Source organism: Nocardia sp. NPDC056564 (genome assembly GCF_042793755.1).
GTDB lineage: Bacteria > Actinomycetota > Actinomycetes > Mycobacteriales > Mycobacteriaceae > Nocardia.
Window position 1 is genome coordinate 128,035 of the sequence record NZ_JBHTUR010000005.1, and the last position, 13,399, is coordinate 141,433.

The 13,399-nt window shown below is 66.8% G+C and carries 12 protein-coding genes; 3 read left to right on the forward strand and 9 right to left on the reverse strand.

The genetic code is table 11. From position 1 onward, the window contains the following. Positions 1–18 precede the first annotated feature (18 nt). From ACFQ9K_RS15290 to ACFQ9K_RS15300, 3 genes are all read right to left on the reverse strand, one after another. Entirely contained in the window at positions 19–1,185 is a 1,167-nt protein-coding gene (locus tag ACFQ9K_RS15290) for a lactate 2-monooxygenase (protein ID WP_378725590.1), read from the reverse strand. A 1,121-nt stretch (positions 1,186–2,306) separates the two neighbouring features. Further along, positions 2,307–2,684, reverse strand: coding sequence for a hypothetical protein (locus ACFQ9K_RS15295; protein ID WP_378725588.1), 378 nt, complete (start codon positions 2,682–2,684; stop codon positions 2,307–2,309). A 158-nt stretch (positions 2,685–2,842) separates the two neighbouring features. Next, positions 2,843–3,574, reverse strand: coding sequence for a tyrosine-protein phosphatase (locus ACFQ9K_RS15300; protein WP_378725587.1), 732 nt, complete (start codon positions 3,572–3,574; stop codon positions 2,843–2,845). A gap of 85 nt (positions 3,575–3,659) precedes the next feature. Here ACFQ9K_RS15300 and ACFQ9K_RS15305 point away from each other — a divergent pair, with 85 nt between their 5' ends. Then, positions 3,660–4,232, forward strand: coding sequence for an NADAR family protein (locus ACFQ9K_RS15305; RefSeq protein ID WP_378725585.1), 573 nt, complete (start codon positions 3,660–3,662; stop codon positions 4,230–4,232). On the opposite strand, the gene ACFQ9K_RS15310 is transcribed toward ACFQ9K_RS15305, so the two are convergent. From ACFQ9K_RS15310 to ACFQ9K_RS15320, 3 genes are all read right to left on the reverse strand, one after another. Next, the gene (locus tag ACFQ9K_RS15310) at positions 4,211–5,833 is read right to left on the reverse strand and encodes a hypothetical protein (protein ID WP_378725583.1); all 1,623 of its coding nucleotides are present in this window, start codon (positions 5,831–5,833) and stop codon (positions 4,211–4,213) included. The two genes, ACFQ9K_RS15305 and ACFQ9K_RS15310, sit on opposite strands and share 22 nt — an antisense overlap. A gap of 91 nt (positions 5,834–5,924) precedes the next feature. Continuing rightward, positions 5,925–8,180, reverse strand: coding sequence for a serine/threonine-protein kinase (locus ACFQ9K_RS15315; protein WP_378983224.1), 2,256 nt, complete (start codon positions 8,178–8,180; stop codon positions 5,925–5,927). 67 nt (positions 8,181–8,247) lie between these two features. After that, positions 8,248–8,580, reverse strand: a complete 333-nt coding sequence (locus ACFQ9K_RS15320) for a hypothetical protein (protein WP_378983226.1) — start codon at positions 8,578–8,580, stop codon at positions 8,248–8,250. Between the two features lie 486 nt (positions 8,581–9,066). Between ACFQ9K_RS15320 and ACFQ9K_RS15325 the strand changes: the two genes are divergently transcribed. Both ACFQ9K_RS15325 and ACFQ9K_RS15330 read left to right on the forward strand, forming a co-directional pair. Beyond that, complete coding sequence (locus tag ACFQ9K_RS15325; RefSeq protein WP_378725730.1) at positions 9,067–10,146, forward strand: dihydrodipicolinate reductase; 1,080 nt, start codon at positions 9,067–9,069, stop codon at positions 10,144–10,146. Further along, positions 10,143–10,631: a carboxymuconolactone decarboxylase family protein gene (locus ACFQ9K_RS15330; protein ID WP_378725728.1), complete on the forward strand. Its 489-nt coding sequence runs from the start codon at positions 10,143–10,145 to the stop codon at positions 10,629–10,631. The genes ACFQ9K_RS15325 and ACFQ9K_RS15330 overlap by 4 nt, the downstream gene beginning before the upstream one ends. A 7-nt stretch (positions 10,632–10,638) precedes the next feature. Here ACFQ9K_RS15330 and ACFQ9K_RS15335 read toward each other — a convergent pair whose 3' ends face one another. The 3 genes from ACFQ9K_RS15335 to ACFQ9K_RS15345 all read right to left on the reverse strand — a co-directional run bounded on the left by ACFQ9K_RS15335 (position 10,639) and on the right by ACFQ9K_RS15345 (position 13,380). Beyond that, a complete protein-coding gene (locus ACFQ9K_RS15335) occupies positions 10,639–11,007 on the reverse strand; it encodes a hypothetical protein (protein WP_378725726.1) in 369 nt (122 codons plus the stop codon). Positions 11,008–11,065: 58 nt separating this feature from the next. Then, positions 11,066–11,761: a hypothetical protein gene (locus tag ACFQ9K_RS15340; RefSeq protein ID WP_378725724.1), complete on the reverse strand. Its 696-nt coding sequence runs from the start codon at positions 11,759–11,761 to the stop codon at positions 11,066–11,068. Between the two features lie 62 nt (positions 11,762–11,823). Continuing rightward, a complete protein-coding gene (locus tag ACFQ9K_RS15345; RefSeq protein ID WP_378725722.1) occupies positions 11,824–13,380 on the reverse strand; it encodes an amino acid permease in 1,557 nt (518 codons plus the stop codon). Between the last annotated feature and the right edge of the window lie 19 nt (positions 13,381–13,399).

The following is a 13,399-nucleotide window of genomic DNA, read 5'->3' on the forward strand; positions in this document are numbered from 1 at the left end:
CCCAGCCCGGCCGGCCGGTCAGCTCGATCGGCGGATGATCTCCGGGGTGAGATCGGCGATCGTCGGGTAGCCGTCCACCGCCATCAGCAGATCCGCCTCGGCGAGCAGTGCGCGCAGTACGTGCGCGATGCCGTCGGCGCCGCCGAGGGCCAGGCCGTAGCAGTACGGGCGGCCGATGCCGACGGCGGTCGCGCCCAGCGCCAGCGCCTTGACAATGTCCGCGCCGGAACGGATTCCGGAGTCGAACAGCACCGGCAGGCCGTCCACGGCGGCGACCACGCCGGGCAAGTGCTCGATCGCCGGGATACCGCCATTGGCTTGCCTGCCACCGTGGTTGGAGCAGTAGATGCCGTCGACGCCTGCGTCTTTGGCGCGGCGGGCGTCGTCCGGGTGGCAGATTCCCTTGAGTACCACCGGAAGATCGGTCAGCGAGCGCAGCCAGTCCAGGTCTTCCCAGGTGACCGGGTTGCCGAACTGCGAAATCCAGGTCAGGATCGCGGTTTTCGGGTCCTCCTCCGGGGTCTTCGCGAGCATCGCGCGAAAAACCGGGTCGCTGAAGTAGTTGGCCAGGCAGTGGCCGCGCAGCTGCGGGAAGTTCGAGGTGCTCAGGTCGCGCGGGCGCCAGCCGGGTACCCACGTATCCAGCGTCACCACAATGGCTTTGAACCCGGCGGCCGCGGCCCGGCTGACCAGGCTCTGGGCCAGGTCTCGATCGGTCGGGGTGTAGAGCTGGAACATGCCGGGGGTATCGCCGAAGTTGGCCGCGACGTCCTCTAGCGGGTCGACCGTCAGCGTGGAGGCGACCATCGGGACGCCGGTGCGCGCCGCGGCCTCGGCGGTGGCGAGGTCGCCGTGCCCGTCCTGCGCGCACAGGCCGATCACGCCGACCGGTGCCATGAAGATCGGGGACGGCAGCTTCATGCCGAACAGATCGATCGACAGGTCCCGTTCCTTCGTCGCCCGCAGCATGCGGGGCGTCAGGCCCAGCTTCTCGAACGCCGTCGCGTTCGTGCGCTGGGTCAGCTCATCGCCGGCCCCACCCGCCACATATGACCAGATCCCCGGCGGCAGCGCGGCCTGCGCCCGCGCCTCCAACTCCGCGAACGTCATCGGCAGAGTGGGCTGAACACCACCGAGGCCCTGAAAATAGATCTCGTACTGGTAGTCACCGAAGTTCCCGGTCACGGCGCTCCCTTCCTCGTTTGATACATGAATGTATCCGATACATTTCTGTAGCGGTGCGAGTTCATCCCCGTTCCCGATGACCTGTACAGGACACCCCCCGCCCCGGATCAACCAGCCCAACCGGTTCGTCCGCCGCGATATCGCGCGAGCGCACGCCTCGAGGGATCCGTGGGCGCGACCGGCTGACCGACGCACGGTCGACCAACCGCGGGCAACTGGCAAGTGCCGCGGTCGGCGACGAACCGGCCGTAGGCCCTTCCAGGAAATGCGCGAACTCGCGTCGGATCAAGCAATATACGAGCAATTCGGCACCCCATATCTGGCAGAGCGGAGATCTGGACACTCAACTGAATCTCGCGGTATCGTCTTGTCCGTACAGATCGCAATGATTGCCGAACAGGCATCGAATTGCGGGTCATGCATCAAAGGGGGGCTACTTTGGGTATTCGACCGACCATAAATTGAACCAGGCTGTGGAGCGGTCCGGCAAGCGCGCGCATCTCGTATGGCGGGCTCGGTCGGACGGCGGCACCTGGGTTCCAGTTATTTCGTAATTGGAAGCGTACGTCTCTGCGCGGACAAGCAGGTCAACAGACGTGTCCGGCGTCAGCTGCATCCAGTCCGCTATTTATTCTTTCGCGGAAAATCGACATCGGTTTGCCCGCTGTCCGAACGCGGGCATTCCCAGACAGTATCGGAGTATTCCAGAAATGAAAATGTTCTCTTTGTTGTGCGCATCAGCGGCTACCGCCGTAATCCTGATCGCTCCGACTGCGTCCGCGGTGACACAGCAGAGCCCGACTGGTGTGCCCATACGCGATGTTGTGCAGGTGGCGGATTCGGAGGTCCGGTCGGAGCTCCTGCGGGGTCCGTGCAATCCTGCGCCGCCCGACATGGGCTACTACCGGACCAGGCCGTACACCTACTATGGGCCGAACGCATGCAGAATATGCCTGGAAAGTGGCGAAGAAGGGGTCAAGGAAGGGCGGTATACCGATTACTACTGCTGGATGACGGCTCCGTCTCCACCGGATCTGATCGTCGAGCAGTGGGTTGCCGTCGTATAAGGGTGTGACAAGGCTGCGGTGAGCTGTCGGATGCGGATCTGCTCACCGCGGCATTCACGGTAGCCACGGTGCCGGGTTGTTTTCCGGGTGCATGCGGTCCAACTCGTCGGCGAGTTGGGCTCGGTGCTTCTGTGCGGCCTGGACGCTGGGTAGGCCGAGTGCATCGGCGATATTTTGCCAGGTCATGTTGTTGCGCAGGGCGACGTCGATGAAGAGTGCTTCGGACTGGTCTACTTCGCGTCTTGCGCCCACGATCTCGCGCCGCCACGCCGACAATACTCTGCTCGGCACGTCATTCATTTCGTCGCGATTTTGCAGGAGCACCATGGCCATCAATGGGCGGTCACGGAACAGTCGATAACCTTGCTCTCCGAGTGCGTCCTGCAACCATTTTTCCAGAGCGGGATCCAATTGCCGCTCGTCACTGACCATGCGATCCATTGTTCGGTCCGCCCACAACACTGTCAACCATTCCCGACGTCTGCCACCGGGCTGGATCCGGTTTGTCGCGCGGCGGAGCGGAACGGTGCACCCGTCCCGTCGCCCGCGACCGCTTTATCTGCGCCGGTGACCAGCGGATTGCGCTGTCGCTAGACCGGTTCGAGCAGGCTGCGGCGCAGGGCCGCGATGAGGTCGTCGTCGACGCCGAGCACCGTCGTCGCGTATCCGTGCATCGAGCCGTGATCGACGGCCAGCCCGTCGAGGAACAGGCGCATGACCTCGGCGGGTGCGCGTCCGTAGCCGGGCCAGGTCAGCACCTTGTCCGGGTAGGCGGCCCGCCAATCCGCGACGAGCCGCTCGGTGGCCAGTTCGGTGAGGGTGAAGTCCTCGACGATCTGCTGCTCGGAGACGCCGAGCAAGGTCAGGACGAGGGCGGCGATCAGGCCGGTGCGGTCCTTGCCGGACGCGCAGTGGAAGACGGTCGGTCCGTCCGCCGCGGCGATCACCCGGAGGGCTTCGCGGATCTCCTCGACGCCGTCGTAGGCGACCTCGAGGAACCGCTCGGCGAGGTAGGGGCCGGTCTCGATGTCCGGACCGAGCGCCGCCTGATCGTAGGGGCGGTGTTCGATACTGAGGTTGTGGTAGTCGAGCGAATCATAGTGGGGCACTCGGCCTTTCGAATCGATCTCCCACGGATAACGCAGATCGACGACGGTCGTGACGCCCAGGTCCAGGAAGCGCCGCAGATCCGCGTCGCGCAGCTTGCTCAGCGAATCGGAGCGGAACAGACGTCCCCAGCGCACCGCCCGTCCGTCTTCGGTCGGATACCCACCCAGATCGCGGAAGTTGTGCAGCCGTTCGAAAGCGATGTGCCTGTTCACGACTCGACCCTATGTCGGCCGCCCCCAACGACGCTCGCCGATATTCGGCAGGCGGGCACGGCCTGCCATAGGGCACACTTTGATCATGAACCTCCGTTCGGTAGACGACCTGGTCAGGGTGACAACCGCGGGCGAGAAAGTGGACTACCTGTTGTTCTGGGGCCACCAACCGGAACGGAGCGGACGGATCGGGGCCAGCTGCCTGAGCCAGTGGTGGCCCGCGCCGTTCGTCCTCGACGGGGTGGAGTTCGCCTCGGCCGAGCACTACATGATGTGGGGCAAGGCGCGGCTTTTCGGCGACGCGGACAATGCCGAGCGGGTGCTGGCCGCGCCGACCCCGAAGGCGGCGAAGGCGCTCGGGCGGGAGGTGCGCGGCTTCGACGGCACGGTGTGGAGTGCGCACCGGTACGACGTGGTGGTGCGGGGCAACGTGGCGAAATTCGGGCAGCACGCGGAGCTGACCGAGTATCTGCTCGGCACCGGCGATCGGGTGCTGGTGGAAGCCAGTCCGGTGGACCGGATCTGGGGGATCGGACTGGCCGCCGACGATCCGCGGGCGGAGCAGCCCGCACAGTGGCCGGGGCTGAACCTGCTGGGTTTCGCGCTGATGGCGGCGCGCGCGGAACTACGCGGCGGTCAGCCCGAGCTGACCGACTGATCGGATTTCGGCACCCGCTCCTCGTCGGCGCACGCGCGCCAGACCCGGGCTTCCGCGTAATTGCCCTGGCGATCGAGCAGTTCGGCGAGCCCGGCCATGGCGCGCGGTTCGCGGCGATCGGCCGCGGTACGCCACCAGCGTTCGGCGTCATCCAGGTCACCGCGGCGGAAGCGGACGACGCCGAGGTCGTAGGCCGCGCCCGCGTGGCCGGCGTCGGCGGCCTGGGCCCACAGCCCGCACGCCTGGTCTTCCTCGCCGCGGCCGTACATGGCCACGCCCAGGTCGTAGAGGGCGGTGCGGTAGCTGGTGTCCGGGGACGGCGCGTCCTCGGCCGCCGGCTTGGTCTGCATGGGGCGGGTGGGGGCGGACTGGACGCCGGGGCCGTAGTGGGCGTCGGAGCCGAGGTGCGGGGTCGGTGGATGCGTGCCGACATGCGGGCTCTCGTGCGACCGGTGGGCGTCGGAGTGCGGGCTCGGCGGTGGCTGGTGGACGCCCGAATGCGGGTTCGGCGGCGCACCCGCGTGCGAGTTCGCGGGCGGCTGTGGCGCATTTGCGGGCGTGTTCGGGGAAGGCTGTGGCGTACCGGCGGGCGGATTCAACGGAGACTGCTGAACTTCGTTGGGTGCGTTGCGTTGCTGGGCGGCGCCCGAGCCCGAAGTCTGGGCACCCGGTGCGTTCGGTGGCGACTGCTGGGCAGCGGCCGGTGGGTGCGACGGTCGCTGCTGCGCGCCGGCGGGCGCGTTCGGCCGCGGCGGTTGGACCCGCTCGTGCGCGTTCGGCTGGGTGGCGGCCTGCGAATTCGGCGGCGGCGCCGGGGAACCGGCCTGCGGGTCGGGTGGCGGATAGTGACTCCCGGCCGATTGCCCACCGGTCGGCGGAATCGGCAGCGGCTGAATACCGGCCGGCGGGGGCTGCGGAGCACCGAACGGCGCGGCATCCGGACCGGGATTACCCTGCGCCGACTGCGTGGCCGGCTGGTATGGCCCGTTCGCCGACGCAGACCCGCCCGCCGGGTTCGCGGCCAGGTTCGGCATCGACCGCAACGGATGGGTGTGCTGCGCGTCCGGCTCGGGATGCGGCTGGGCCGGCAGCGCCGCCGGGGAGGTGGTCACCTCCACCACGAGATTGGCGAAATTGGCGGGCCCCTCGCCGATACTGCACCACAGGACCATGCGCCCGTCCGGTGCGCTCTCGACGACGATGCCGTAATTGCCGACCCAGGATTTCTGCTCGCCGAAACCGTCCACCCAGACCGGGGTCAGCGTCACCAGGGTGACCGGCGCGGTGCCGATGATGTCGAAACTGATCCCGCCGACCAGGGCGTCGGACCACACGTCGACCCCGGCCAGGCGGCGGCCGTTCAATCCGACATAACCGTCTACCACCGACAACCCCATCCCGAGCCCGCGCAGCCCGGCGGGGGGCGCGGCGGAGAGCAGCGTGATGGTGACCGTCGTCGGCTCCGGCCCGACCTGCTCGGTGTACATCGGATAGACCTTGCTGCCGCGCAGGATGATGGGCTCCGCGCTCTGATATCGGGCGGCGAGCGGGCGGTCGTCGGGCGAATTCCGAGCGGCCCACGACGAATACGGCTCGTTCATCCGATGCCCGCCTTTCCGCCGAATGCGTCCTGCCGTTGCGGCGGGTATACCGTACCCGCCGGAGCCGGGAATGGCCCAGCGATCCTGCGGGTTATCGCGCGGACCGGGCGACTATGCGTTCGAGCGCGGCCAGGTCCTGCTCCAGCATGCGGAACAGCCAGTACACGCCGACGAACGCCAGCGCGCTGCCCACGCACAGCACCCGCAGCGGCACGATAACCGCCGGAATATCGTCCGGCGGAATGAACGTCGCACCGGCGACACCGAGCAGCGGCACGGCGGCGGCAATGGCCAGGAAGTAGGTGCTGCGCCGGTCGAGCTGTCGCAGGCGGCGTGCGTCTCGATCACCGAGTCCGCCGTGCCGGAGGAACATCGGATAGAGCGAGCGCACGGCGTAGAAGTTCACCAGGAAGTACGGGTAGGCCATGGCGATCGCGCCGCACACGAGCTGCGTGATGAAGAAGTGCACGTACGACTGCGCCGGGATGTGATTGCCGGAGATCTGCACCGACAGCGGGACGACCACACCGGCGATGACCCAGAGCGCGAAGCAGGTCAGCACATTTCGCTTGCCGAGCAGCAGGCTATCGCCGCGCGCCCGGGCCAGCGTGGCGGCGTCATAGGCCGTTCCCTTGCGCAGCCCGCGCGAAATCGACCACAGGTTCGCCAGCAGGATGTTGGTGACGAGGAAGCCGATCAGGAAGCACAACCCGTAGGTGGTCACCGCGATCTGATCGAATCGGTGCTGCGCCGCGGCATCCAGCTTGCTGATGATCAGCGTCCGGTTGTGCACGTAGCTGTACCAGATGGCCAGCGCGTTCGGTACCGCGATGGCCAGCGCCATGATCGGGTGCATGAGCCGGCGCGCGCGCAGCCGCAGGCTCGACGGCGGCGGGTCGACCAGGTCGCGGGCCCTGGCGTCGAGACAGACCTCGAGCTGCTGGGCCATGTCCGCCCCACGCGGCCAACGATTGTCGGGTTCCGGGTCGAGCGCGCGGACCAGCGCGCGTTCCAGCGCCGCCGGGCAGTCGGGCGGAAGATCCTGGTAGGGAAGCGCTTTCGGGCTGCCGGAGCGGCGCTCCAGCATGCCGTCGAGCGCGGTGCGGTCGCCGCCGGTCACCGCGTCGTCGGCGAACGGCTTTCGGCCGGTGAGCAATTCCCACAGCACCACCGCGAGCGCGTACAGGTCACTGCGGGTGTCGAGGTCCGCTGCCGTGCCCGCGTGATCCGGATGCACCGCCGCCAGCTGCTCGGGCGACATGTAGGCGAGCGAGCCGCCGAAGTAGGCGACCGGGCTGTCGCCCGAAACATTGCCGCTGAAGCTGATATTGAAGTCGGCGAGCTTGGGCACGCCGTCCGCGGTGAGCAATACGTTGGCGGGTTTGAGGTCGCGGTGCAGGACGCCGGCGTTGCCCGCGTAGTCGAGCGCCTCGGCCAGCCGCCGCCCGAGCCAGGCGATGGTTTCCGGCCAGGACAGCTGGGCCAGCTCGGCGCGCAGCGGTGATTCGCTCGGGCGGATCTCGCCCTTGTCGGCCAGGACCGTGTCGATGACGTCGAGCAACAAGGTGCCGTCGCGTTGCTCCGGCGGTGTCCCGCGCACCCGTTCGAGCACGGTGAACAGCGTCCCGCCCGGCACGTATTGCATGTAGAGGAGCCGCAGTTTCCGGCTTTCCAGTACCCGCTGGTCGAAGACTCTGACGATGTAGTCGTGGTCCAACTGCGCCAGCGTCTGCGGTTCGGTGCCCTTGTCCCTGGAGATCTTCACCGCGACCAGCCGCTGCATCGACCGTTGCCGCGCGAGGAACACCCGCGCGAACGCGCCCCGGCCGAGGCCGGTCATCAGGTCGAAGTCGTCGATCTTCTGGCCGACCTCGATATCGTCCAGATTCACCGGCTCGGCCGCCGACATCAGCGTGCTGTGATAATCGTCGGTGCCCAGCATTTCCGAAAGCTGTTCGGCCTGCTCGGGATACGCCGCGGTGTATTCCGCCACCTCGACGGAACTGCCCGCGCGCCGGCGGACGTGGAATTCCTCGTAGATGAGATCCGGCGGCAACGGCCAGGTCCGCAATTCCGGCAGATCGGCGACATAGTCCGCGAGCCGTTTCGGCGCCGTGCCCCGGCCCCACCGATTCGCCAGATCCACCTTGATCAATTCGATCAGCGACACCCGCCGAATACCGGGCGAATCCGGCAGATAGGCCAGTAGGTCCGGCGGCTCCGCCGCGACCTGCCACGCCTCGGCGAATCGTTCCACCACCTCGGCCACCCCGGTGCCGCGCGAACGCACGGGCGAACGGTCCGATGCGACCGTCGCCCCCGAAACCGGCGGGGCGGGGTGCGCCATCTGCGCATAGTATCCCCGGCGTGCTCCGGAAACCGGACGTTTGCTCGGGAAACTTCCGCCGGTGGCGTTACCCGTCGGCCTGGGCTTTGGGAAATGCCCAACGCGCGTAGGTGTTTTCGGGTCGGACGGTGATCACGTCGCAGGATTTGACCAGGAGATCGACGGAATCGTCGAGGTGGTCGAGGGAGGGGGTGATCACGGCCTCGGCGTCGTTGATCTTGACCGCGGTTTCCAGTTGATCAATGCGGTAGTCGGTGTCCGCGTCGAAGGCGATCATTGTGACCAGGTCGTAGCCGAGTCGTTTTGCGAGACTTCGGATCTGGGTTTCATCCCAGGCTTGCTGCGGACCCGAGATATCGCTTCGCACGTAACCGAGTGCGGTCGGATTCGCGGTCGTCACCATCCCTCCTCACCCATCGGATGCCGATCCGGTTTCGCAGGACACCCTCTTGTAGCCCGCCCCCGAGCGTTCTAAACCTAACCCGCTCAGGGCGGGTAAGGTGCCGAATTCGGTTACTGGGGAATATCGGTTTCGACGTGCTGATAAGCGCGCGGGTTGCGCGCATGATCGATTGTCGTGATGTGTTGTGCGGCAGCCGGGTTCACCTTCGGGAGATTCATCCGATGGCCTGTCCGGCGTGGTCGGTGTCGGCGCATGCGAGCGGCCGGGTGGTAACTGTGTGGCTACCGCCGCGAGCAGGAAGAGTTATCTGTAACCGACGGTTACAGATAACTTCGGGAAGGTTCGAAGGGGGTTCTGGTCGCGGAGTGATCACGCGGGACCTGAGATGTCGTAAAGCCTACCTGCTGCCTCTCGTGTCCGCTACCGCACCCCAGCTTTTCCATAACCGCGTGAACCCGACCAAGCGCTTGCTACGCTCCCGGCATGATCTCCACGGCGGTGTGGGGCGCCGGCAATGTCGGCCGGGCGGCTATTCGGGCCGTCGAGGCGCATCCGGCGCTGACCCTCACGAATGTGCTCGTGCACAATCCGGACAAGGTCGGGCGCGACGCGGGGGAGCTGAGCGGCCTCGACTACCGGGTCGGGGTCGCGGCGACCGACGACGTCCACGCGGTCCTGGCGGCGAAGCCGCGCGCGGTCGTGTACGCGGCCTCCGGCGACGTGCGCCCCGACGACGCACTCGCCGACATCGTCCTGGCGATCCGGGCGGGCGCGATCGTCGTCACGCCCGCGCTCTACGCGCTCTACGACCCGCGCAACGCCCCGTCCGAGATCCGCGAGCCCGTGCTGGCCGCGATCGCCGAGGGTGGCGGTTCCCTGTTCGTCTCCGGTGTCGACCCCGGCTGGGGCAACGACGTGCTGCCGCTGCTGATCAGCGGCCTCGGTGGCACCGTCGACGTGATCCGCTGCCAGGAGATCTTCGACTACTCCACCTACGACCAGCCGGACTCGGTCCGCTGGCTGGTCGGCATGGGCCAGCCGATGGATTACCAACCGCCCATGCTGGCGCCGACGGTGCCGACCATGGTGTGGGGCGGGCAGATTCGGCTGATGGCCAGGGCGCTCGGCGTCGAACTCGACGAGATTCGCGAGACGCTGGATCGGCGGCCGCTCGACACCACGATCAGCACGGCGTCGATGGGCGAATTCGTGGCCGGCGGCCAGGGCGCCGTCCGGTTCGAGGTGCAGGGCATCGTCGACGGCGAGCCGCGCATCATCGTCGAACACGTCACCCGCATCCACCCGTCCTGCGCGCCGGATTGGCCCGCGCCCGCCGACGGCGACGGCGCGCACCGGGTGATCATCGAGGGTCGCCCGCGCATCGAGGTCACCATCGAGGCGTCGGACGAGAACGGCAACCGGGCCGCGGGCGGAAATGCCACTGCCGTCGGCCGTTTGGTGAGTGCCATCGATTGGCTCGCCGAGGCCGGACCCGGGCTCTATGACGCGCTCGATATTCCGCTGCGTCCGGCAGTCGGCAAACTCGGAAGGAAACACCCATGATCATCGATATCCCCGAGGGCAAGGACCCGATCGGTTACGTCTGGGGCGAAATGGTGCCCGGCATCGGGGTGGCCGCCGCGCAGTTCTCGATGTCGGTGTATTCGCACAGCACCCTCGGGCTGCGCGAATTCGAGGCCGCCCGTTTGCGTATCGCGCAAATCAACGGCTGCATCTTCTGCCAGGATTGGCGCACCGAACGCGACGGGAAAAAGGTGGAGGCGGAGTTCGCCGACGCCGTCGCCGACTGGCGGCTCACCGAGGCATTCGACGAACGCACCCGGCTCGCGGCCGAATACGCCGAACGCTATGCCCTGGACCACCACGGCATCGATGACGAGTTCCTGGCCCGCATGCTCACCGAGTACACCCAGGTCGAACTCGTGGAATTGAGCATGAGCATCGGTTCCTGGCTCGCCTTCGGCCGCCTGAATCGGGTGCTCGGCCTCGACACGGTCTGCGTGCTGCCTGGCCATTCGGCCGCGTAGCTGACGGTTATTCGGTGCGGTCGGGCCAGAGCGTGTCGTTCGCGGCGTCGTAGAGCTGATACGCCAGACCGGAAATCAAACCCTCGATCAGGCCGCGCACCGCGGTGGCCGCGCTGTCGACCGCCGACCCGCGATACCGCCGTCGGTCGGCGCGGTCGGCCGCGGTCACCCGGACCGAATTCCCTGCGGCCTCGACGGTGAGCAACGCGTGCCGGTAGGCCGCGGGCACCCGGCTGTTCCACAGGTACAGACCGGACACCACGAATCGGCGTAACTGCTCGTCGACCGGCTGTCCGGTCTGGGTCCGGAGATAGGCCGGTACCTCCGCGGGCGAGTCGACGGCTCCCATGGGCAGCACCACGAACTCGTAATTCATCTGTCCAACGGTAGCGCGATGTCACGAAATAAAGGCTGGGACAACCACTTTCCGTCGGCTAACGGTTCGGCACCCAGGCGGGCTGGCCGTCCACCAGCCCGGTGGTGAAGAATTCCGGCGCGTCCACGACGGCCTGGAGATGATCGTGCGCCTCCTCCAGCGAAAGGCTGGCCGGATAGCGGATGTATTCCAGCGGCGCGACGATTCTGGCCTCGAATCGATGCCGGAATTCGGCGTCGTCGACGTAGGTCAGCGCGATCCGTCCGCGCCAGGCGATGTCGTGGCTGCCGTCCGCGCGGCGGGTGAACACCACCTCCTGGTCGGCCACCGAATCGTGGCCGAGCAGGTAGATGTTGAAGGCGAGATATTCGAGCTGATCGATCTCGATGAGCGGCAGCGGATCGGCGGTTAGTCGTTGTGGCGTCAACTCTTTCAAACGAAATGGATTTCCGGGCGTGGCGGCCAGAAAACCGGTGCCGTCGTCCTCGCCCCAGTAGGTGGACGACAGCGTGCAACTCCCGTAGTTCCGCCAGATCTCCGGCGACGACCAATCATCGGCCGCCTCGGCGCTTTCCACGGCCCCCGCGGCGACATACCGGGCCGACCGCAGGTGGAGGTCGAACCATAAATTGCCGTTCTCGTCGATCCGCCCGGTCCACGCGAACTCTTCGATCGCGTGTCCGGCCGGCCACGGGTTTCCCGGAAACACAATCCGGCCGCGGGCCGGATTGTCTTCCAGGTCGATCCTTTCCATACCGATGAACCTAGCGACCGGCACCGACAAGCCGCGAACCAGCGTCGCTTCGCGCTGTTCCGTCAGGCGTTGACCGCCGTCTCGCCGCCGGCGTCCGGTGCTTCCTCGACCGTGCGCTTGGGGCCGGTGAACCAGGTGCGCGCCGAGACCAGCCACCAGATGCCGATCGCGCCGACCACGCCGATCAGAGCGATCGGCGCGTAATTGACGGTGTTCCAGGTGAATTCGTCGTTCCACGGATAGCCGCGGTCGTCGGTGGGCAGGATGAACAGGAAGCTGATCAGCACGATCCAGATCAGCGCGACCACGCCGACCGGGCGGTACCACCTGCCCAGCTGCCATGGGCCGGTGCGGAATCGGGTGCCGTGCACCTGCCGCAGCAGGATCGGGATGCCGTAGGCGATGTAGAGCCCGATGGTGGCGACCGAGGTGGCCGCCGCGTAGGCGGTCGGCGCGTTCTCGGCGGGCACCAGCATCGACGGGATCAGCAGCACGAACGCGAACACCGAGATGAACAGCACCGCGTTCACCGGCACCCGCTTGGCCGAAAGTTTCGACCAGAGCGCCGATCCCGGCACCGCGCCGTCGCGGGCGAACGCGAACAGCATGCGCGAGGCCGAGGTGACCGAGGCGTATCCGCAGAACAGCTGCGCGATCGCCGCGATGATCAGCAACAGCCCGGACCAGAACGAATCGAGCGAGTTCTCCAGGATGTAGATCACCGGATAACCGCTGTTCTTCGTCGGATCCAGGGCGTCGTCGAGATTCGGGATGGCGAAGGTCACCGCCATGATGAGCAGATAACCGGCGATCGCCGACACCACGATGGTGTTGATGATGCCCTTGGCCGCCATTCGCGAGGCGTCGTGGGTTTCCTCGGACATGTGCGCCGAGGCGTCGTATCCGGTGAACGTGTATTGCGCGTGCAGCAGGCCGAGCAGGAAACTGAAGGCCACGCCGCCGAACCCGACTCCGGCGTTGTCGACGGTTCGGGTGAAGACGAACTCGACGCTCTGATGGTGATTCGCGCCGAACGCGAGCACCAGCACGAATATCGCCACGCCGCCGACATGCCACCAGGCGGAGATGTTGTTGATCACCGCGGACAGGTGCGGCCCGATCGCGTTGAGCACGGCGTGCAGCACCAGGATCACGATGAACACCAGGAAGATCGCGGTCCGGTCGGTGCCGATATCGATGCCGATCACGTTCAGCACCACGGTGGTGAAGATGGCCGCCCCGTAGTCGATGGCCGCGGTCACCGCGATCTGGCCGATCAGGTTGAACCAGCCGGTGAACCAGCCCCAGACCGGGCCGCCGAGCTGCGATGCCCACCAGTACAGGCCGCCGGAGGTCGGATAGGCCGACGCCAATTCGGCCATCGCCATGCCGATGAACAGCACCATGACCGAAACCAGCGGCCAGCCCCAGGCCATGGTGATCGGGCCGCCATTGGCCAAACCGATTCCGTAGCTGGCCAATCCGCCGGTCAGGATGGAGACGATGGTGAAACTGATGGCGAAGTTCGAGAATCCGGACCAGGATCGGGCCAATTCTTGTTTGTAGCCGAGTTCGGCGAGCCGACGTTCATCGTCGGACGGAGACGGTTGATCACTCATGTGTAGCTCCAGGGTGTAA

What these genes read in the sequence shown, in the direction of transcription:
- ACFQ9K_RS15325 (WP_378725730.1), top strand. Translation starts at nt 9,067, where the DNA reads ATGATCTCCACGGCGGTGTGGGGCGCCGGCAATGTCGGCCGGGCGGCT.
- ACFQ9K_RS15330 (WP_378725728.1), top strand. Translation starts at nt 10,143, where the DNA reads ATGATCATCGATATCCCCGAGGGCAAGGACCCGATCGGTTACGTCTGG.
- ACFQ9K_RS15335 (WP_378725726.1), bottom strand. Translation starts at nt 11,007, where the DNA reads ATGAATTACGAGTTCGTGGTGCTGCCCATGGGAGCCGTCGACTCGCCC.
- ACFQ9K_RS15345 (WP_378725722.1), bottom strand. Translation starts at nt 13,380, where the DNA reads ATGAGTGATCAACCGTCTCCGTCCGACGATGAACGTCGGCTCGCCGAA.
- ACFQ9K_RS15305 (WP_378725585.1), top strand. Translation starts at nt 3,660, where the DNA reads ATGAACCTCCGTTCGGTAGACGACCTGGTCAGGGTGACAACCGCGGGC.
- ACFQ9K_RS15310 (WP_378725583.1), bottom strand. Translation starts at nt 5,833, where the DNA reads ATGAACGAGCCGTATTCGTCGTGGGCCGCTCGGAATTCGCCCGACGAC.
- ACFQ9K_RS15295 (WP_378725588.1), bottom strand. Translation starts at nt 2,684, where the DNA reads ATGGTCAGTGACGAGCGGCAATTGGATCCCGCTCTGGAAAAATGGTTG.
- ACFQ9K_RS15315 (WP_378983224.1), bottom strand. Translation starts at nt 8,180, where the DNA reads ATGGCGCACCCCGCCCCGCCGGTTTCGGGGGCGACGGTCGCATCGGAC.
- ACFQ9K_RS15340 (WP_378725724.1), bottom strand. Translation starts at nt 11,761, where the DNA reads ATGGAAAGGATCGACCTGGAAGACAATCCGGCCCGCGGCCGGATTGTG.